This is a genomic window from Arthrobacter sp. 01N444 (genome assembly GCF_056399305.1).
On record NZ_JBFTRB010000027.1, the window covers coordinates 1 to 18,721 of the forward strand.

The window sequence follows — 18,721 nt, forward strand, 5'->3', positions numbered from 1 at the left end:
AAATAGGCGGCCACGGCGAGCTCGCGCCCGTTCAGGGTCGCGTCCCCGATCCCGGTCACGCCGTCCTCGGTGGTGATCCGCAGGGTCACGAAGTTCCGGGAGGGGCTGGTGACGAACACTTCAGCGGCAATGATTTTCACAACAGGTCCTTTTCTGCTCTTACAGGGGGTGTCTTAGTTGCCCGGCGCCAGCGGCGCGGCGCCGGCCGGAACGGTGGGGGCGCCGTCGGCGGTGCCGGCCGGCCGGACGCCGGCCGAAGAACCGTCGCCGCCGGTGCGGCGGGCCTGGATCTCGGTGAGGATCCGGGCGTGCATGGCATCGGTAAGCGTGTACTTGGCCATGACGAGCACGGCCAGGATGGTCATGACGGCCGGCAGGGCGCCTGCGGCGATCTGGATGCCGAAGACGGCGTCGGGCGTCTGGACGGCGCCGGACTTGTAGCCGCCCAGGGCCAGGGCGTAGGCGGCGAGCGCACCGCCGACGGCCTGTCCGGTCTTGCGGGTGAAGGAGAACAACGCGTAGGTGATGCCCTCGGTCCGGACTCCGGTCTTCCATTCGCCGTACTCCACGGTGTCGGCCTCGAGGGCCCACACGACGATGTTGACCGCCAGCACGCCCACGAGGCTGATGATCAGGCCGGTGAATCCGATCCAGACCTGGCTTGCCGGGGTGAAGAAGACGATGGCGCCGCCAATGACCGTGAGCAGCGAGGAGAAGATGTAGACGCGCTTCTTGCCAAGGTTCCGGACCAGCTTCGGCATGAACCCGGCCAGCACGAAGGTGAGGACGAGCTGGGTGATGGACAGTACGGGGTACAGGTCCAGCCGGCCCAGGACATCGCGGAGGTAGTACAGCTGGACCGAGGTGAGGGCCAGGTAGCCGGTCAGGAAGAAGAAGGAACTCACGCACAGCATCAGCAGCGGCCTGTTGCCCTTGAGGGTGTCCATGCTCTGCTTGAACGTGACGTTGGGGACGGCGCGGTGGACCCGTTCCTTGGCGGTCAGGACGGTGAAGAGGTACAGGGCCGCGCCGATGACGACGAAGACAAGGGTGATGGTGGTGAACGTTGCCTGCAGGTTGGCGCCCGGCTTGATCAAAGGGGCCACGAAGATGCCAAGGGCGGAGCCGACCAGCATTCCGCCGATCATCCGGGCGGAGCCGAGCTTGGCGCGTTCCGCGGGGTCCTGGGTCATGGCGCCGGCGAGGGAGCCGTAGGGGATGTTGACCAGGCTGTAGGCCAGGCCCAGGGCTGCGTACGTGACGTAGGCGTAGAGCAGGGTGCCGGATTCGCCGAGCTCAGGGATGGAGAAGGTGGCCACGCTCAGCAGCAGCAACGGGATGGAACCGAACATGATGAACGGACGGAACTTGCCGAACCGCTTGCTGTAGGTCCGGTCCACCACGCGGCCGGCGAAGACGTCGGCGAAGGCGTCGAAGATCCGCACCACCAGCAGCAGGGTGCCGGCGGCCGCGGCGGAGATTCCGGCCACATCCGTGTAGTACACGAGCAGGAACATGGTGGCGGTGGTGAAGGCGAGATTGTTTGCGGCGTCGCCGGCGCCATAGCCGACGATGCTGAGCTTGTTCAGCTTTTTCATGATTGGGCTCCTTTACCCGTTGCCGGACCTGGGTCCGGCGAAAAATGTGCGGTGAGGCCTACGCCTTGGAGGTGCTGTTCTTGGTGCCGGCCAGTGCCGTCCACCGTTGGCGCAGGGCATAGGCGGCGGGTTTGGGCCGCCTGTCCCGGGTGAAGACGCCCTTCTTGTTGCCGTCAACGCGCATGATGCCGTTGGAGGTCTGGAAGTCCGCGAAGTTCCAGACCTGTTCACCGACCATGGCGTCGACCCGGTCGAAGACCCGGTGGTACATGGCCAGGAACGCTGCCTGGTATTCCTCGCTCCAGGGCTGTTCATAGATGGAGTGGAAGCCGGGCATGGTGTCCGGTCCGTACTCGGTCATGATCATGGGCTTGCCGTACTTGGTTTCCCACTCGCGCAGCTCCTTCTCGAGGTGCTGCTCGGCGGTTTCGAGGTCGCCGTTATCGACGTACCAGCCGTAGTAGCGGTTGAGCATGATCACGTCGAACAGGTCCCCGAGCAGTTCCTTGTCCGGGGTGTCGAACAGGACGTTGACGTAGCCGACGGGCCGGGTGGGGTCCAGGCTGCGGGTCAGCTCCGCGAGGGGTGCGAAGTACTCGCGGGCGCCCTCCTCGGAACCGTTGGGTTCGTTGGCGATCGACCAGATCACGACGGAGGGGTGGTTCTTGTCGCGGGCGACGAGTTCGGTAATCGCCTGCCGGTGGTTGGCGGCGGTGTGGGCGTCCACGCCGCCCTCGACGTAGGTCTTCCTGGCGATGCCGCCGAAGACGGCGCCGAAGCCCAGGTGCAGTCCGACGGCGGCGGTTTCGTCGATCACGACGATGCCGTGCCGGTCCGCGAACTCCATGACTTCCTCGGCGTAGGGGTAGTGCGAGGTCCGGAACGAGTTGGCGCCCACCCAGTCCAGGAGCTGGAAGTCGTTGACCATCTGGGCGTTGCTGTGGCCCTTGCCGATGGCCACGTGGTCCTCGTGCATGCCGAAGCCGGTGAAGTAGAACGGTGCACCGTTGATGAGGAATTCCTTGCCGCTGACTTCCACGGTGCGGACGCCGACCGGCAGGGTGTAGCTGTCCAGCAGCCGGCCGCCGTCCCGGATCTGCGCGGTGAGGCTGTACAGGTAGGCCGCGCCGGGCTTCCAGAGCACGACGTCGGCTACCGCCAGGGTGCCGCGGGCGCCGTCGGCGCGGGCGACCTCGACGCCGTCGGCGTCGCGGAGGGAAACGGTGACCGTTTCGGTGCCGGTGCCGCCGGCGGTGGCAATCGTGTAGTCGACGCTGCCCGTTGTTCCTTCGAAGCCCGTGACGACGGTGATGTCATCGACCGTGACCGCGGGGGTACTGAAGAGCCAGAGGCTGCGGTGCAGGCCGGCGTAGTTGTAGAAATCGTGGAGGTAGCTCTGCTGCCGGCGGCCGTCCCCGGTGACGGTGATGGTCCCGGGCGGGATGGTGGCCTGCGTGAGCTCGTTGTTGACCGAGACCGTCAGGCGGAAGGCCTGTCCGGGTGTCACATGGTCCGTGATGTCTGCGCTGAACGGCATGTAGCCGCCGGTGTGCTGGGCCACCAGGGTGTCGTCCACCCACACCATGCCTTCGTGGGTGGCCGAGTCGAGGCGGACGTGGATGCGCTCCCCTGCCCAGCCGCGCGGGACGCGGACGTCGCGCTGGTACCAGACGTAGCCCACGTGGTCCCGGACAGCCTTGTCGGGGAAGACGTCGTTGTAGCTGGCCGGGACGCCCATTTCCAGTCCGGTTTCCAGGGGCGCCTTGAACCATTCGTCCCGGTGGCCGGAGCGGTCATGGTCGACCTTGAAGCGGTACAGGCCGTCGAGGTTGACGATCTCGCGGGTTTCGCTGGCCTGGGGCTTGAGCATTGGGGAGGTCCTATCGCGTCTTTGCGGGCAGTGCCGGGGAGGGTTTTTAGGGTCCGGCTGCGGGGCCGGTTTGTGCTCTTGCTGTAATCCTAATCACCTGGCAATCAAATGGCAAGCGGTTGCCATAATTTTGTTGAAAGTTCATTGAAACTCCGCTGTTCATTGAAACACTGCTGCCCGGCTCCCGATGATCCGGGAGTCGGGCAGCACTGCTTGCACGCAGGGCGTTACGGGGAGACAGCCTGCTCCCCGAACGTTCCGCGCAAGCTTTCAATGAGGTCCACGACGGAACGGTCACCGGCCAGGGCCGGATCCACCAGGGCCAACAGTGCACGGGTCCGCTCGGCGCCCGCGAGCCGGTTGGCTGCGGCTGCCTCCTCGGCGAGCGGATCCTGGAGCGCGGCCGAGGCGGCGCTGTAGTCCATCCAGGCGGCAATCATGAGCGCGGCCGCCGCGCCGGGCCTGCCCGCGGCACGCTCGGCCCGCAGCACCGGAACGGCGCGCATCCGCAGCTTCGTGCTGCCGTCCATGGCGATCTGTGCGAGGTGGTGGGCAATCCGGGCGTTGCCGAATCGCTCCAGCAGGGCGGCGCGGTAGGCCGGGATCTGCAGCTCGGCGGCATGTCCCGCCGGCCCGGACAGATTTGCCTCCGCCTCGTCCCAAAAGCTTTCAATGGCCCGCAGGCACAGCGGGTCTGCCAGAGCCTCGGCCACGGTGGTGTGGCCGCGCAGCTGGCCGGCGTAGGCCAGCAGGGAGTGTGCGCCGTTCAGGAGCCAGAGTTTGCGGTTCTCGTACGGCTCGATCTCGGCGACGAACACGGCTCCGGCGTCTTCCCAGCGCGGCCGCCCGGCGGGGAACTCCCCGCTGAGCACCCAGTTGGAGAAGGGCTCGGCCACCACGGGCGAATTGTCGCGGTAGCCGCACGCGGCCTGGACGGCGGCGATGTCCGCGGCCGTGGTGCGGGGAGTGATGCGGTCAACCGAGGTGCTGACGAAGCTGACGTTGGCGTCGATCCATCCGGCCAGGTCCGCGTCCCACGCCCCGGCCATGCCTGCCACGGCATTGTGCGCCACGGTGCCGTTGTTGGAAAGGTTGTCGCAGCAGACGACGGCGAGCGGTCCCGCCCCGGCAGCCCGGCGGGCGGCGAGGGCCAGCACCAGCCGGCCCAGCGGCGTCGCCGGGTTGGCGCTGCCGGACGCCAGCAGCGCAAGGTCGGCGGCGACGTCGGGCGCGGCGCGGTCAAGCTGCCCGTCGGCGCGGAGCCGGTAGGCCGCCTCGGTGATGGTCAGGGTGATCACCGCGGTGGCCGGCGCGGCAACCAGCTCCGCCAGGCGCTGGACATCCGCCCCGTCCACGGCTTCGACGATGCTGCTGACAACGGTGAAGGTGTCGCCGCCGTCGGCCCGGTTCACGATCGTGTAGAGCCCGTCCTGTTCGGCCAGCGCCAGGGCGGCGTCGGGGCGGCGTCCGGTAAAGGCCGCAATGCCCCAGTCCGCTGCGTCGGACGCCTGGTGGGTGTACCAGCCCTGGTGCGAGCGGTGGAAGGCGCCCAGCCCCAGATGGACGATCCGCACAGGCGCCGTCGCACCGGGGCGCAGGCGGCGGCTCAGTTGGGGAAGTTCCACGGCGGCCTCGACCTCGGATTCCTGTGCGGATGTCAGTTCGGCGCTCACAGTTTGAACACCCGTCGGGGTGAGCCGTCCACGACGTCGACGATCAGTTCATGGGCGCGGTCCTCGCTGACGCGGTGCTCCGCGACCAGCCTGGCCAGGAAGGAGGCCTCGATCCGGCGGGAGGCATCGTGGCGCGCGGGGATGGAGCAGAAGGCGCGGGTGTCGTCGATGAAGCCGGACGAGCGGGAGAATCCTGCGGTTTCGGTCACGGCCGAGCGGAAGCGCAGCATGGCGTCGGGCGCGTCCAGGAACCACCATGGCGCACCGAGGTAGACCGACGGGTAGAAACCCGCCAGCGGCGCGAGTTCGCGGGAGAACACGGTCTCATCGAGGGTGAAGAGCACCAGGTGGAAGTCCTTGGCGGTGCCGAAGTCCTGCAGCAGCGGACGGATCGCCTCGGTGTAGTTGACGGCGAACGGGATGTCGTGGCCGGTGTCGGCGCCGAAGGCGTTGAAGGTGGGTTCGTGGTGGTTGCGGTAGGACCCCGGGTGGATGGTCATGACCAGGCCGTCCTCCACGGACATCCGTGCCATCTGGTACATCATGTGGGCCTCGAAGTCGTCGCGGTCGGCCGCCGTGGCCTGGCCCGAGCGGGCGCGGTCGAACAGCCTGGCCGCGTCGCCGGCGTCGAGCTTGAGCGTTGCCGGGGTCCGGACGCCGTGGTCGGCCGAGACTGCACCGTGGTCCACGAAGTAGCGGCGCCGGTTTTCCAGGGCGGTGATGTAGCCGGCATAGCCGGCGGCGCCGTCGCCCGCTGCCGCAATAAGCCGGTCAACATTCGCACTCCACGTGGGGTGCGCGATGTTGAGGTAGGCATCGGGGCGGAAGGTGGGCAGGACGCGGCCGTGGAAGGTGGGGTCCTCGGCGATCGCCGCGTGGCTGGCGAGGCTGTCCAGGGGGTCGTCGGTGGTGGCCAGCACCTCGATGTTGAAGTCCTTGAAGAGCTGGCGGGGACGGAAGCCGGGCTCCAGCAGCTTGGCGGAGATCGCGTCGTAGCTGGCGTCGGCGGTCTCGGCGTTGATCTCCTGCTGGAGGCCGAAGACGCTGCTGAACTGGGTGCGGAGCCAGTAGCCGGAGGCCGTGCCTTCGAAGAGCGGCCAGGCCTTGCAGAACTCGCGCCAGACCGTGCGGGAGTCCGGTTCCGCCGCGGCCGAGCCCCGGAGCCGGTCCAGCGGGACGCCGCTGGCGTGGATCAGCCGGGTGACGTAGTGGTCCGGGCTGACCAGCAGCGCTGCCGGGTCCGGGAAGGGGCTGTTGTGCTCGATGACGGCGGCATCAACGTGCCCGTGCGGGGAAATGATGGGGAGGTCCTGGACGCGCTGGAGGAGGTCTCGCGCAATGCTGCGCGTTCCGGGATCCGCGGGCAGAAGCCGGTCTGGGTTGGCGGCAATCGACTGTGACATAGATCAATGGTCCGGCTTGCCTCCGGCATTTGTCAACCGGTTGCCAATAATTGCCATCAAGTTGCGGATGGCCTCACAGGTGTGGCTAGCCCGCGGGCAGCAGCCGCCCGCTCGAGCCGCGCAGCACCAGCTCCGTCTCGACGCGCAGCGTGGCGGCCGGTTCCCCACCACCGTGCAGCAGATCAAGGAGCAGCGTCGCGGCGCCGGAGCCGCACTCCCCCAGCGGCGAGCGCACGGTGGTGAGCGGGGGCGTGGTGAAATCCGCGCCGAAGATGTCGTCGAAGCCCACGATGCTGATCTGGTCCGGGACCACCATGCCGGCGGCCTGGAGTTCCTGCATGAGCCCGATGGCCAGGAGGTCGTTGTAGGTCAGCACCGCCGTGGCGCCGCTTGTCCGGACGTCGCGCGCCACCTGGCGGCCGCCGTCGACCGTGGGTTTGGTGGATTCCAGCCGCACGGCTTCGAGCCGGGACCACTCGCAGGCCGCCTGCACGCCTTCCCAGCGGCGCGCGGACATCCAGGACTGCGGCGGCCCGGCAACAAAGGCAACCTTGTGGTGCCCGTTGGCGGCCAGGCTGCGGACTGCCTCGCTGATGCCCTTGTTGACGTCGGGAACCACGCACGGCACGCCGTCGACCTCGCGGTTGATGACCACCACCGGCTTGTCCCGGGCGATGGCGCGGATGTCGTCGTCGTCCATGCGGGGGCTGGCCAGGATGAGGCCGTCCACGGTGGCCATCATCCGGCGTGCTGCCGTCAGTTCGGTGACGCCGGACTCGGCCGACTCGGCCAGCACCAGGGTGTAGTCCCGCAGCGTGGCGGTCGTTTCCGCCCCGCGGATGATGTCGAAAAAGGTGGGGTTGGTGATGTCCGCGACGATCAGGCCGAAGGTGTTGGTGCGGCCGGTGGGCAGCGCGCGGGCGAACGGATTGACCTGGTAGTTCAGCTCGGCGGCCGCGTCCTCGATGAGTTTCTGCGTCTTGGCGCTGACCCGGCCGGGCTTGCTCAGCGCCCGTGAGACGGTGGAAGGATTGACGCCGGCAACCTTGGCAATGTCGTAGATGGTGGCGTGGGACTTTCCGGACCGGGAGTGCTTCTTGGCCGGGTCGGTTGTTGCGGCAGCGTCCGGCGTCTTGGGTTCAGTCACCGCCCCATCCTAACGAGGAAACAACCCAACCAGCCCCCAGCAGGGGCCGTTTTGAGTGCTCAAAACGGCCCCTGCTGCGGCGGGGCGGGGCGGGCTAGGAGCGCTCGGCGAACTTGCCCTCGTCCGCGATGCGCTTGTTCAGCTCGGCGAGGAACTCGTCCTCGTCGAAGTCCAGCGCCACTTCCGTGCCGGTCCAGCTCGAGAGGTGGATGGCGTTGGCCAGCCGGACACCCTTGATGCCGTCCGACCCCGGGGCCAGCAGCGGCGTGCCGTCCAGGATGTTGGCGGCGAAGTTCGCCAGGACGCCGGAGTGCTGCGCGCCCCAGGCGGACTCGAACTCGATGACCTCGGTGGTGTAGTACTCGCCGGGATTCAGCTCGCCCATGAAAAGTTTGCGGACATCGTCCATGCCCATGCCGTCGCTGAGTTCACGCTCGGGCTTCTTCAGGCGGGTCACGGTGGCGGTCTTGCTGTTCTCCACCACGATCTTGCCCTGGTCGCCCAGGATCTCGAAGCGGTCGGTTCCCACGAGGTCGTGCGTCGCGGTGACGAAGACGCCCGTGGCGCCGTTGCCGTAGTCCACCACGGCAGTGACTTCGTCCTCCACGGCGATGTCGCGGCGAAAGCCGTAGGCCACCTTGGCGTAGACGGACTTCGGCACGCCGCAGATCCACTGCCACAGGTCCAGCTGGTGCGGGGCCTGGTTGACCAGAACGCCGCCGCCCTCGCCGCCCCACGTGGCGCGCCATTCGCTGGAATTGTAATAGCCCTGCGGTCGCCACCAGTTGGTGATGATCCAGTTGGTGCGGCGGATGCCGCCGATCTCGCCGCCGTCGACGATCTCCTTCAGCTTCTGGTACAGCGGGTTGTTGCGCTGGTTGAACATGATGGCGAAGGACAGTTCGGGCTTGCCCGCGGCAAATTCGTTGAGCTCCCTGACCTGCTTGGTGTAGACGCCGGCCGGCTTCTCCACGAGGGCGTGGATGTTGCGCTTGAGAGTCTCGATCCCCATTTCCGGGTGCAGGAAGTGCGGCACGCACGTCACGACCGCATCGACGTCGCCGCTTTCCAGCATCGTGATGTAGTCGTCGTAGAAGGGCGCGTCGGGGTACCTGGCGGCCGCCAGTTCCTTTTTCGCGGGGTCGGTGTCGCAGATGGCGCCGATCACCATGTTCGGGACCAGGCCGTCGGTGATGAACTGGGCGTAGGCGCCGCCCTGCTGGCCCAGGCCGATGATGCCCAGGCGTACTTGCTTGCTCATGTGGTGGTTCTCCGTAGTCAGTGGGGGTGGGTTAGAAAAGTTCGGCGTGGCCGAGCGCCACCAGGTTGTCGTGGGAGGTCTGCAGCGCGTCCCAGACGGTGCGCCCGTAGAGTTCGTCCTGCTCCACGAGCAGGTACCGGGCGCCGGCGGCCTGGGCGGCCGGAACAATGGATGCGAAGTCCAGGTTGCCTTCGCCCACTTCAGCGAACTGGACCACATTCTTGAACTCGGTCATGAAGCCCATGATGTCCCCGGAATCCAGGAGCCCGAACGAGGACTCCGGCAGTTCTCCGATCCGGTAGTCCTTCAGATGGACCATGGCCGTGCGGCCGGCGTACTTCTGCAGCGTCCGGACCGGGTCCAGGCCGCCGCGCTGCACCCAGTGCACATCGATTTCCATGCCCATGGCCGGGGAGTTCTCGGCAATGATGTCCAGCATGAATTTGCCGTCGAACTTCGCGAACTCGATGTGGTGGTTGTGGTAATACAGGCTCAGGCCCTGTTCCTGCAGGCGCTGCGCGTACTCGTTGGCCTCCTTGGCGAAATCAACGACTGCCGCGATTGACTTCATGGCCGGGAACGGCAGCATGCCGATCCGCAGGAGGCTGGAGTCCAGGCGTCTGGCGTCCGCCACGATCTTGTCGAAGTGCTCCGCCAGGGAGTCCCCGGGACGGCCCTTTGGAGTCTCCATCGCGACGGACAGTGCCGCGATGTCCATGCCCAGTTCGCTCCGGGCGCGGTCCAGCTCGGCGACGTTCTCCGGGGTCATCGGGATCTGGGAGATCTCGACGGCGTTGTATCCGATCGCGCTCACCTTGCGGAGCGTCTCGAACGCCCCCACTTCGGCGAAGCTGTCTTTCAGCATCATCGCTTGTACGCCAATTTTGGCCACTGTATTCCTCCGTGGTGTTACGGACCCGCAAGGGCCCTCGTTGCCGGTTAGGTGCTGCCGCCAGGGCGCCGGCCGTTCTGCCTGACGGCGCGGGTGGCCTCAGGCGAGGGCGCCCGCTTGTTCGTGCTGCATGCGCTGCGTCTCGAGCAGGCGGTGCCGGTCCGCGCGGCGCTGTTCCTGCCGGTCCGGGTCCGGGACCGGGGAGGCGAGCAGCAGCCGCTGGGTGTAGGGGTGGTCGGGGTCGGTGGTGACGACGCCGGCCGGGCCTTGTTCGACGATCTCCCCGTGGTACATCACGGCGACGCGGTGGCTGATGTGCCGGACGACGTCGAGGTCGTGGGAGACGAAGAGGTAGGACACACCGGTGTCCTTCTGGATCTGCAGGAACAGGTCCAGCACCCGGGCCTGGGTGGAGAGGTCCAGGGCACTGACCGGCTCATCGCAGACGATCAGCTTGGGCGAGAGGGCCAGGGCGCGGGCGATCGCCACGCGCTGGCGCTGTCCGCCGCTGAATTCGCGCGGCAGCCGGTTGATGGCGTCGGCGGGCAGACCCACCTGGTCCAGCAGTTCCCTCACACGCTTTTTGGCCGCCGTGGCGTCCATGCCCTGCACGCCCAGTGGTTCGGCGAGGATGTCGCCGATCTCCAAGGCCGGGTTCAGCGAGGTGTAGGGATCCTGGAACACCACCTGCAGGTCACGGCTCAGGACCCGCCGGTCCTTGCGGGTGGCGCGGCTGATGTCCTTGCCGTCGAAGCTGATCTTCCCGCCGGTCACCGGGGCCAGCCCCAGGATGGCGCGGCCCAGCGTGGTCTTGCCGGAACCGGACTCCCCCACCAGGCCGAGGGTTTCGCCGCGGCCGATGGTGATGTTGATGTCCGTCAGGGCGCGGAAGGGCTTGGCCCGGAACTTCTTGCTGGGGTACTCGACGATCAGTTGGTCTACCGCGAGCAGCGGAGCGCTGTCGGTGGGGCTCATGCGACTGGCTCCTTCTGGCCGGTGGAAACGAGCATGGACATGGGTTCCTTGCCCTCAAGCATCGATGCCAGGAGCGTTTGCGTGTAAGGCTCCTGCGGATTGCGCAGGATGTCACGGACGGATCCTTCCTCCACGAGCCGGCCGTTCTGCATGACAGCCACACGGTCGCAGAGGTCCGCCACCACCCCGAAGTTGTGGGTCACCAGGATGACGCCGATGTTCAGGCGCTGCTGGAGCTCGCGCAGCAGGTCCAGCACGTCCGCCTGCACCGTGACATCCAGGGCCGTGGTGGGCTCATCGGCAATAACCAGGTCCGGTTCGCAGCTGATGGCGCCGGCGATCAGGACGCGCTGGGCCATGCCGCCGGAGACTTCATGCGGGTAGGCGTTGAAGGTCCGTTCCGGGTTGGCGATTCCGACGTCGGTGAGCAGCTTCAATGCCCGCCTCCTGGCCTCGGCCTTGGAGATGCCGAGGACGCGGACCATGGGCGTCACGAGCTGGTAGCCGATGGTGAAGGCCGGGTCCAGGTTGCTCATGGGCTCCTGCGGGATGTAGGAAATCCGCCTGCCGCGCAGTTTGGACAGGCGCTCCTGGCTGACGCGCTCCTCGCCCGGGGCAACGGTGTAGTTGCCGTCGAACTGGATGGAGCCGGCCACGATGCGGGCATTGTCCGGCAGCAGCCCCAGGATGGAGAAGGCGGTCTGGGACTTGCCCGAACCGGATTCGCCCACGATGCCCAGGATCTCGCCGCGGTCCACGTGGAAGGAGACGTCGTCGACGACCTTCTTGATGGAACCGTCTGCCTGCGGATAGCCGACCCCGAGATTGGTCACCTTGACCAGGTGGTGTTCGGTTCCGGGGTCGACGGCGGCCACTGACTTCCGCGACGGGCGCGCGGCGGCGGGCGCCGCCGTCGTGCGTTTGCTGATGCCGTTTCCCCTTGGCTTCTTGCGATGCGTGATCTTTTCGCCGTCTTCAAGGGCATCGCGGATGGCGTTGCCCAGCAGGACCAGGCCGCCGATGGTCAGCGCCATGGCCAGTGCCGGCCAGAAGAGCAGCGTGGGAGTGAGGTAGACGTTCTTGAAGCCCTCCGAGAGCATCACGCCCCAGGTGGCCTTGGTGGGGTCGCCCAGGCCGAGGAATTCCAGACCGGACTGAATGGCGATGGCCACGCCGGCGATCGCCGCGGTCTGGATGATGATGGGGGCGCGGACCACGGAGAAGATGTGGCGGGCGATGATGCTGAGGTCGGACAGCCCGGAGACCCGTGCGGCGTCGACATAGAGCTCGTTGCGCACCGACTGGACGGCCGTGCGGGTCAGCCGGAAGTAGGACGGGCTGATCAGGATGCCGAAGGCGATCATGGACATCCAGACCGAAGGGCCGAAGGCCGCCCGGATGGTCAGCAGCACGATCAGCCCGGGGAGGCTCATGAGGATGCCGACCACCCAGTTGGAGACTGCCTCGAATTTGCCGGCGTAGTACCCGGCGACCAGGCCGGACGGCAGGCCGATGGCAATGGCCACGCCCGCGCAGAGCAGGGCGGAAAGCAGCGTCAGCTGCGCGCCGTACAGGAGCCGGCTCCAGACATCGCGCCCGGCGCTGTCCGTTCCGAGGATGTTTACGGAGTCCGGGGCGGCGAGGGTCTTGGCGATGTTGGCGTAGTTCTGCTCGAAGGGCGCCAGGACCGGGGCGAGTACCGCCAGGAGCGAGATCGCCAGCAGGATGGTCATGGCAACGATGCCCAGCGGGTTCCTGAACAGGCGCCGGATGACGGTGGACCGGACCACGGTGCCGCTCTGGCCGGGGTGAATCGGAATGGCGGCGGATGCCGCGGTTGCGGCGGCTTCTTCGGAGGAATTGTTCATGACACACGTACTTTCGGGTTGAGCCAGCCATTGAGGATGTCCACCAGCAGGTTCACCACAATGACGACGACCACCGTGTACATCACGACGCCCATCACCACCGGAAGATCCGACTGGCCGGTGGCGGCGACCGCCATCGGACCCATGCCGGGAAGGGCGAAGATCTGCTCGATGATCACCACGCCGCCCAGCATGCCGATCAGCTGCAGGCTCAGCACCGTCAGGCCGGCCGGCGCGGCGCTGCGCAGGACGTGCTTGAACAGGATTTCCCGCTCGCCGATCCCGCGGCTGCGCAGGGTGCGGACATAGTCCCGCTCGAGTTGTTTGATGACGGCGCTGCGGATCTGTTGCGCGCCCCCGGTGACGCCGTTGATCAGCAGGGCTATCACCGGAAGCGACATGGAATAGACCCACGCGTCGGCCCCGGAATCCGGGGAAATGGTGCTGGTGGCCGGGAACAGGCCCAGCTGGATGGCCAGGATGGTGACCAGGATGACGCCGATCACGAACCCCGGAACGGAGTCGCCGATGATGGCGCCAACCTGGACCACCCTGTCCACCCAGCCGCGCTTGACCGCGGCGAAGACACCGATGAGTGCGGCACAAATTGCGATCAGGATCATTGCGGCGAAAACCATGGTCATGGTCACCGGAATCCGGGTGGCCAGGGAGTTGGCCACCGGTTCCGAGGAGAACCAGGAGGCGCCCAGGTTTCCGCTGAGGGCATCGGCCACCCAGGCAAAGTAGCGGGTCAGCAGGGGCTGGTCCAGCCCCAGCTCGTGTTCTTTCATCGCCACCTGCTCAGCGGTGGCCTGATCGCCCAGGATGTTCCTGGCGATGCTCCCGCTGGACATATAGAGCAGGAAGAAGGTGAGCGCCGAGACAACAAGCAGCACCACCAGCCCGCTGCCCAGTCGTTTCGCAATGAACCTGATCATGGTGTCCTACTTGGCGGGTGAGTAGTTGTAAATGGACGGAACGGCCTGCTGGATCTGGGGTGTGACGTCGACCTTGGCGTTGTGGTAGTACATCTGGTTGACGCGGAACAGCGGCGCGAACCAGGCCTGCTCCACCACGTACTTGTTCACTTCCTGGGCCAGCTTGCCCGCGTCAGCCCCGCCGTTGCGCACGGCGTCAATCTTGGCGTCGAGCTCCGGCGACGCGTTCTTGAACGGGTTGTAGAGCGCCTTGGTGGAGATGATCTGGTTGATGGCAACTGTCGGCTGGCCTTGAAAGAGGGAGAAGTACATGGTGGTGTACTTCTGTCCAGCCACATCGGAGGTGAAGGTGTTGGTGAGCGCGGCGCCAATCTTCAGGGTGATACCGACGTCTGCCAGCTGCTGCTGGACCACGGAAATCTGAGTCTGGAAGTCGGGGATGCTGGGGACTTCCAGGGTCACGCCGTTTTCATAGCCGGCTTCCTTGAGGAGCTGCTTGGCCTTGGCCGGATCGTAGCTGTAGTAGTTCTCCAGTTCTTCGGTCCAGGCGCCGCTGGCCTTGCCGAACGGCTGGGACGTCGGGGTGCCCTGGCCCAACAGGACCTGGTCGAGGATGGTCTTGCGGTCAAAGGCGTAGTTGATGGCCTGGCGGACCTTGACGTTCTGCAGTGCGGGGTTCTTGGCACCGTCACGGTCCAGGAGGAGCAGCCCCTGCCAGTCCACCTCGTTGGCGGCCAGCTTCATCTTGGCGCCTTCGGCCTGCTTGCCGTTCTTGGGGTCCAGGAGTGTGGCGTCCACCTGGCCGGAGACCAGGGCGTTGGTGCGGGCGGTCGGGTCGGTCAGGATCTTGAAGGTCAGCTTGGAGTACTTCTGCAGATCCTTGTTCCAGTAGTCCTTCCGGGCGGTGAACACGGTCTGGGAGTCCTTGACCGACGCGGCCTTGTCCATCACGTAGGGCCCGGAGCCCACCGGCTCGGTCTTGATGCCCTCGGTGCCGAGCGCCTTGGGGCTGCCCATCAGGCCGGCCGCCTGGCTGAGGAAGTACTCGAGGGCCGGGTCCGGGGTGCTGAGGTTGATGTCGATGGTATCGGCGTCCACAACGGCCACGTCCTTGACGGCATTGAGCTGGGCCATCTGCGGACCATTGGCCGTCTTGAAGTGGTCCATGTTGGCCTTGGCAGCCTCGGCGTCGAACTTTGCTCCGTCGCTGAAGGTGACGTCCGAGCGCAGGTCCACCGTCAGTTTGGTGTTTGCTGCGTTGTACTTCCAGGCCGTCGCCAGCATGGGGCTGAGCTTTCCGTCCGGCTCGCGCAGGATCAGGGTGTCGTAGACGGCCTGGTACGGCTGGAGGATATGGCCCACATGGGCCTGGGCCGGATCCCAGGACCGGACGTCCTGGATGGTGCCGAGCGTCAGGGACGTGGCTGTGGTGCCTGCGCCGCCTGCTGCGGCGCCGCCGCCACAGGCGGTGAGCGCGAGGGATGCGCTGAGGATGAGGGCAGCAGCTGCTGCCTTGGGACCGAACTTCATTGTTGGCTCCTTTGGATCGCTTCTCGAGGTCCGCTGCACGGACGTTGATGGCGGCAATGTGGCTTGGGCCACACCGCCGCTTGTGGGTTCAGCGTACGTTGGGTTGCCACATCTGGCAACCGGTTGTCATTATTTTTTGAATTATTGCGAATCCGGGCGTGGCCAAGCACTACGACGGCACCGGACGGAGACGCAGCGCGGCGCGCCTGAGGGGCGCACGTACTGGGCAAGCACGACGTTCGCAGCGGAGTGCACAAGCAGCGCAACGGAAGTCCGCATGGCCGCGCACGGTCGCGGCGGCGGCTTCGGTCAGGACACTTTTTCCTCAGAGCCGGGGTAGGACTGGCGGTAGAGTTCCTTCACGATCCGCAGCGACTTCGCCCCTTCGGCGGCGTCAATCCAGAACGGGCCCGGTTGCGCCAGTCCGGCATAGAAATCTGCGATCAGCAGGGCATGCGAAACGCCCCAGTAGGACCGGCCGCCGGATCCCTTGGCGCGTTCACGCACCACCTCGCTGCGCCCGTCGTCGTAAGTGACTGTCAGGTCCCCGCGCAGGCTCAATGTTGCCCTCTCGGTGCTGATGTCCAGCGTGACTGGTGCGTTGACGGTGTTGGCCAGGGTGGCGTAGAAGACGGAGCGCGCCCCGCTGCTGTGCAGCGCGGCGAACTCCGCAGTGTCCTCCACCTCGATGGTTTCTGCCAGCGCATGGGTCGAGGCGCTGCCTGCGAGCGCGACGACGTCGCCCACCAGCCATTGCAGCAGGTCAACGGTGTGGATGGCCTGGTTCATCATCAGCCCCCCGCCGCCCTCGGCCCAGTTTCCGCGCCAGGGCCGGCTGAGGTAGTAATCGGCATCCCGGTGCCACATGACCGTGGCCGAGGCCCCCCGCACCTGGCCCAGTTCGCCGGAGTCCAGCAGTCGGCGCATTTCCTGCACCGGGGCGTTGTAGCGGTTCTGGAAACACAGGGCAATTTTCGCCGTGCTGTCGGCAGCCGCGGCCAGCAGCCTTTCGCCCTCGGCCAGGGTGTGCGCCAGGGGCTTTTCCAGCACCACGTGGACACCGCGGCGCAGGCATTCGATCGCGATCGCCGCGTGTTCGTGATGCGGGGTGGTGATGTGCACGACGTCGGGAGCTGCCACCTCGAGCATGTCGCGGTAGTCCGCGAAGCCGGGGACGCCGTGGGCCTCCTGCGCCGCCGCCCGGCGTGCCGGATCCGGGTCACAGACGGCCATCAATTCGGCGTTGTCCATCCCTGCAAGTGCTTCAAAGTGAACGACCGACACGTCGCCGCAGCCGATGATTGCCGCTTTTGGCATCCGGAGTTCCCTCTTTCCCTAGTGGTGGTGCATGCCTGCTAAAGAAGGCCGATTACACGAGTTCGATCTGGTTTTTCGCGGCCAGCGCGGCAAAGGCGCGGGCCGCGGTGCCGAAGGCCGCCGGGCCCGAGAAGCCGCCGAGTTCGTGGGCGCTGGCCAGGTGGGGTTCCAGCGAGGCGAAGCCGGCGTAACCATCCGCCTTGAGGGCGGCGATGGTGGCGTCGAGCTCGCCGTCGCCCCCACCGGAGGGGACCACTTCCCCGGTGGTGGCGAGCGCGTCCTTGACCTGGAAGTACTCGAGGTAGGGGCGCAACATGGCGTAGCCCTCGGTGTAGGGCTTGACGCCCACCTGGACGAAGTTGGCGTTGTCCCACGCGATGCGGAGCGCGGGCGAGTTCACGGATTCCATGATGTCCAGCACGCGCTGCGGGGTATCGCCATAGATGCCCTTTTCGTTTTCGTGCAGGAGCACGACGCCGGATTCCGCGGCGAGCGCCGCCAGCGCGCCCATACGGGCCAGGACGTCCTCGCGGATGTCTTCCGCGCTGCGCCCTTCGGCCCGGAAGAAGGAGAAAATGCGGACGTATTGTGTATCCAGCCCCCTGGCCACTGAGATGATCTGCCGGAGCCGTGCCAGCTCGTGCTCCACCGGCAGGCTCACGTCCACCTTCCCGATGGGGCTGGCCACGGCCGAGACCTTGAGGCCCTTTTCATCCAGGATTTCCTTGAGCCGGGCAACCTGCGCGGGCTCCAGCTCGGAGACGTTGGTGCCCCAGGCGCTGCGGACCTCGATGTGGCTTGCGCCCAGCGCCAGGAGCACGGCGGCCTGAACTGCCGGGTCCGGATCTATTTCGTCGCCGAAGCCTGACAGCGACCAGACTGCGGGTGGTGTTTTGCTCACGCGGATCTCCTGGGTTTCGCGGCCGCCGCGGGCAGCTTCCGGCTCCGGCGCGGTGACGCAGTTCACAAACGGTGTGGGCCCCAGTCTAGCCAGCACCGCACTCAAATGACAACCGGTTGCCAAATTCTGACAATCTGTGGCATGCTTTGCTGACCGGCCCTGTGGCGGCAATCACAGCCCGGCCACCCGCCCCCGGCCACCTCGGCCCGGCCACCACGTTCAGAGAGGAGCGCCGTGGCGACGACGCAACCAGCAGCAGTGGACCGCCCGGCCACCATCCATGACATCGCCGCGCTCTGCGGCGTGGCGGCCTCCACGGTTTCCCGTGCCCTCTCCACGCCGGACCGGGTCAACATCAGGACACGGCAGCGGATCGAGGCGGCCGCGGCCCGGCTGCACTACACACCCAACAGCCAGGCGAAGGCGCTGAGTTCCGGGCGCACGGGCGCGGTGGGAGTCCTGGTTCCGGATATCACCAACCCGTTCTACTTCGACCTCATCAGGGGAACCCAGCTCCAGCTCAAGGCGGCCGGGTACACCCAGTTGCTGGTGGACACGGAAGAGTCCGACGAGGTGGAGGCCAGCACCGTGGAGCAGCTGCGCAAGAGCGCTGACGGCATCATCGTTGCCGCATCCCGGCTCAGCGACGAAGCTCTGCTGAACGCGGCGGCGAAGATGCCCATGGTCGCGATCAACCGTGACGTGCCCGGCGTTCCCGCGGTCCTGATCGACACCCCGTCCGGCACCAGCCAGGCGCTGGACCACCTGATCTCGCTGGGGCACACCCGGGTGGCCTATGTGGCCGGCCCGACGACGTCGCAGTCCAGCGAACGGCGGTGGACCGCGCTGTCCGTGGCTGCCGAGGAACGCGGCGTGGAGGTGCGCCGGCTCGGTCCGTTCGCCCCCAAGACACAGTCCGGCGCGGCAGCCGCGGACGCCGCCGTCCACAGCGGGGTCACCGCCTGCCTCGCGTTCAACGACCTCATCGCCATCGGCATGCTCCAGCGCCTTCGCGAACGCGGCATCCGCGTCCCGCAGGACATGAGCATTGTGGGCTGCGACGACATCTTTGGCGCCGACTTCTGCAATCCGCCGCTGTCCACCATGGCCTCCCCGATCGAGCAGGCCGGCCGCGTGGCGGTGTCCATGCTGCTGGCCCAGCTGAACCCGCTCGCCGGCGGTGGCACCCGAAGCCGGTCCGTGATGCCCACCCATCTCACGGTCCGCGGCTCCACCGGTCCGGTGCGGCAGGCTCAATAGGCCCGGCGTCCGGCCCGGTGCCCAGTCAGGACCGGGCAGGCGTCGGCCGGTGGTGAGGTTTTCGCGGCGGTTCCGGACAGGGGCGCCG

Annotated in this window: 14 protein-coding genes and 1 pseudogene; 1 reads left to right on the top strand and 14 read right to left on the bottom strand. The window is 66.9% G+C overall.

Annotated elements, in window-relative coordinates; all coding sequences use genetic code 11:
• The 14 genes and pseudogenes from AC1DKN_RS20535 to AC1DKN_RS20600 all read right to left on the bottom strand — a co-directional run.
• Nucleotides 1-140: pseudogene (locus AC1DKN_RS20535) on the bottom strand (bifunctional D-altronate/D-mannonate dehydratase); the annotation flags it as partial.
• Nucleotides 141-173: 33 nt separating this feature from the next.
• Nucleotides 174-1,598: a glucuronide transporter gene (gene uidB / locus AC1DKN_RS20540; RefSeq protein ID WP_476872352.1), complete on the bottom strand. Its 1,425-nt coding sequence runs from the start codon at nt 1,596-1,598 to the stop codon at nt 174-176.
• Nucleotides 1,599-1,656: 58 nt separating this feature from the next.
• Nucleotides 1,657-3,468, bottom strand: coding sequence for a beta-glucuronidase (gene uidA / locus AC1DKN_RS20545; RefSeq protein WP_476872353.1), 1,812 nt, complete (start codon nt 3,466-3,468; stop codon nt 1,657-1,659).
• Between the two features lie 227 nt (nt 3,469-3,695).
• The gene (locus tag AC1DKN_RS20550; RefSeq protein WP_476872354.1) at nt 3,696-5,141 is read right to left on the bottom strand and encodes a mannitol dehydrogenase family protein; all 1,446 of its coding nucleotides are present in this window, start codon (nt 5,139-5,141) and stop codon (nt 3,696-3,698) included.
• On the bottom strand, nt 5,138-6,544 hold the full coding sequence (gene uxaC, locus AC1DKN_RS20555; RefSeq protein WP_476872355.1) for a glucuronate isomerase: 1,407 nt from the start codon (nt 6,542-6,544) through the stop codon (nt 5,138-5,140). Before uxaC ends, AC1DKN_RS20550 begins: the two co-directional genes overlap by 4 nt.
• A gap of 85 nt (nt 6,545-6,629) precedes the next feature.
• Nucleotides 6,630-7,691, bottom strand: a complete 1,062-nt coding sequence (locus tag AC1DKN_RS20560; RefSeq protein WP_476872356.1) for a LacI family DNA-binding transcriptional regulator — start codon at nt 7,689-7,691, stop codon at nt 6,630-6,632.
• 94 nt (nt 7,692-7,785) lie between these two features.
• Complete coding sequence (locus tag AC1DKN_RS20565; protein ID WP_476872357.1) at nt 7,786-8,952, bottom strand: Gfo/Idh/MocA family protein; 1,167 nt, start codon at nt 8,950-8,952, stop codon at nt 7,786-7,788.
• Between the two features lie 31 nt (nt 8,953-8,983).
• Complete coding sequence (locus AC1DKN_RS20570; protein ID WP_476872358.1) at nt 8,984-9,820, bottom strand: sugar phosphate isomerase/epimerase family protein; 837 nt, start codon at nt 9,818-9,820, stop codon at nt 8,984-8,986.
• A 123-nt stretch (nt 9,821-9,943) separates the two neighbouring features.
• Nucleotides 9,944-10,819: an ATP-binding cassette domain-containing protein gene (locus tag AC1DKN_RS20575; RefSeq protein WP_476872359.1), complete on the bottom strand. Its 876-nt coding sequence runs from the start codon at nt 10,817-10,819 to the stop codon at nt 9,944-9,946.
• The gene (locus AC1DKN_RS20580; protein WP_476872360.1) at nt 10,816-12,687 is read right to left on the bottom strand and encodes a dipeptide/oligopeptide/nickel ABC transporter permease/ATP-binding protein; all 1,872 of its coding nucleotides are present in this window, start codon (nt 12,685-12,687) and stop codon (nt 10,816-10,818) included. Before AC1DKN_RS20580 ends, AC1DKN_RS20575 begins: the two co-directional genes overlap by 4 nt.
• Nucleotides 12,684-13,625: an ABC transporter permease gene (locus tag AC1DKN_RS20585; protein WP_476851820.1), complete on the bottom strand. Its 942-nt coding sequence runs from the start codon at nt 13,623-13,625 to the stop codon at nt 12,684-12,686. Before AC1DKN_RS20585 ends, AC1DKN_RS20580 begins: the two co-directional genes overlap by 4 nt.
• Nucleotides 13,626-13,631: 6 nt before the next feature.
• Nucleotides 13,632-15,155 (bottom strand): ABC transporter substrate-binding protein, encoded by a 1,524-nt coding sequence (locus tag AC1DKN_RS20590; protein WP_230008163.1) that lies wholly within the window; start codon nt 15,153-15,155, stop codon nt 13,632-13,634.
• A gap of 309 nt (nt 15,156-15,464) precedes the next feature.
• Nucleotides 15,465-16,472 carry a Gfo/Idh/MocA family protein gene (locus tag AC1DKN_RS20595; protein ID WP_230008162.1) on the bottom strand — a complete coding sequence of 336 codons (1,008 nt, stop codon included), beginning with the start codon at nt 16,470-16,472 and terminating at the stop codon, nt 15,465-15,467.
• 52 nt (nt 16,473-16,524) lie between these two features.
• Entirely contained in the window at nt 16,525-17,373 is an 849-nt protein-coding gene (locus AC1DKN_RS20600) for a sugar phosphate isomerase/epimerase family protein (RefSeq protein ID WP_230008165.1), read from the bottom strand.
• A gap of 234 nt (nt 17,374-17,607) precedes the next feature.
• Between AC1DKN_RS20600 and AC1DKN_RS20605 the strand changes: the two genes are divergently transcribed.
• Nucleotides 17,608-18,633, top strand: coding sequence for a LacI family DNA-binding transcriptional regulator (locus tag AC1DKN_RS20605; RefSeq protein ID WP_223914562.1), 1,026 nt, complete (start codon nt 17,608-17,610; stop codon nt 18,631-18,633).
• The last annotated feature ends 88 nt before the right edge of the window (nt 18,634-18,721 follow it).

What these genes read in the sequence shown, in the direction of transcription:
- uidB (WP_476872352.1), bottom strand. Translation starts at nt 1,598, where the DNA reads ATGAAAAAGCTGAACAAGCTCAGCATCGTCGGCTATGGCGCCGGCGAC.
- uidA (WP_476872353.1), bottom strand. Translation starts at nt 3,468, where the DNA reads ATGCTCAAGCCCCAGGCCAGCGAAACCCGCGAGATCGTCAACCTCGAC.
- uxaC (WP_476872355.1), bottom strand. Translation starts at nt 6,544, where the DNA reads ATGTCACAGTCGATTGCCGCCAACCCAGACCGGCTTCTGCCCGCGGAT.
- AC1DKN_RS20565 (WP_476872357.1), bottom strand. Translation starts at nt 8,952, where the DNA reads ATGAGCAAGCAAGTACGCCTGGGCATCATCGGCCTGGGCCAGCAGGGC.
- AC1DKN_RS20570 (WP_476872358.1), bottom strand. Translation starts at nt 9,820, where the DNA reads ATGATGCTGAAAGACAGCTTCGCCGAAGTGGGGGCGTTCGAGACGCTC.
- AC1DKN_RS20575 (WP_476872359.1), bottom strand. Translation starts at nt 10,819, where the DNA reads ATGAGCCCCACCGACAGCGCTCCGCTGCTCGCGGTAGACCAACTGATC.
- AC1DKN_RS20580 (WP_476872360.1), bottom strand. Translation starts at nt 12,687, where the DNA reads ATGAACAATTCCTCCGAAGAAGCCGCCGCAACCGCGGCATCCGCCGCC.
- AC1DKN_RS20585 (WP_476851820.1), bottom strand. Translation starts at nt 13,625, where the DNA reads ATGATCAGGTTCATTGCGAAACGACTGGGCAGCGGGCTGGTGGTGCTG.
- AC1DKN_RS20590 (WP_230008163.1), bottom strand. Translation starts at nt 15,155, where the DNA reads ATGAAGTTCGGTCCCAAGGCAGCAGCTGCTGCCCTCATCCTCAGCGCA.
- AC1DKN_RS20595 (WP_230008162.1), bottom strand. Translation starts at nt 16,472, where the DNA reads ATGCCAAAAGCGGCAATCATCGGCTGCGGCGACGTGTCGGTCGTTCAC.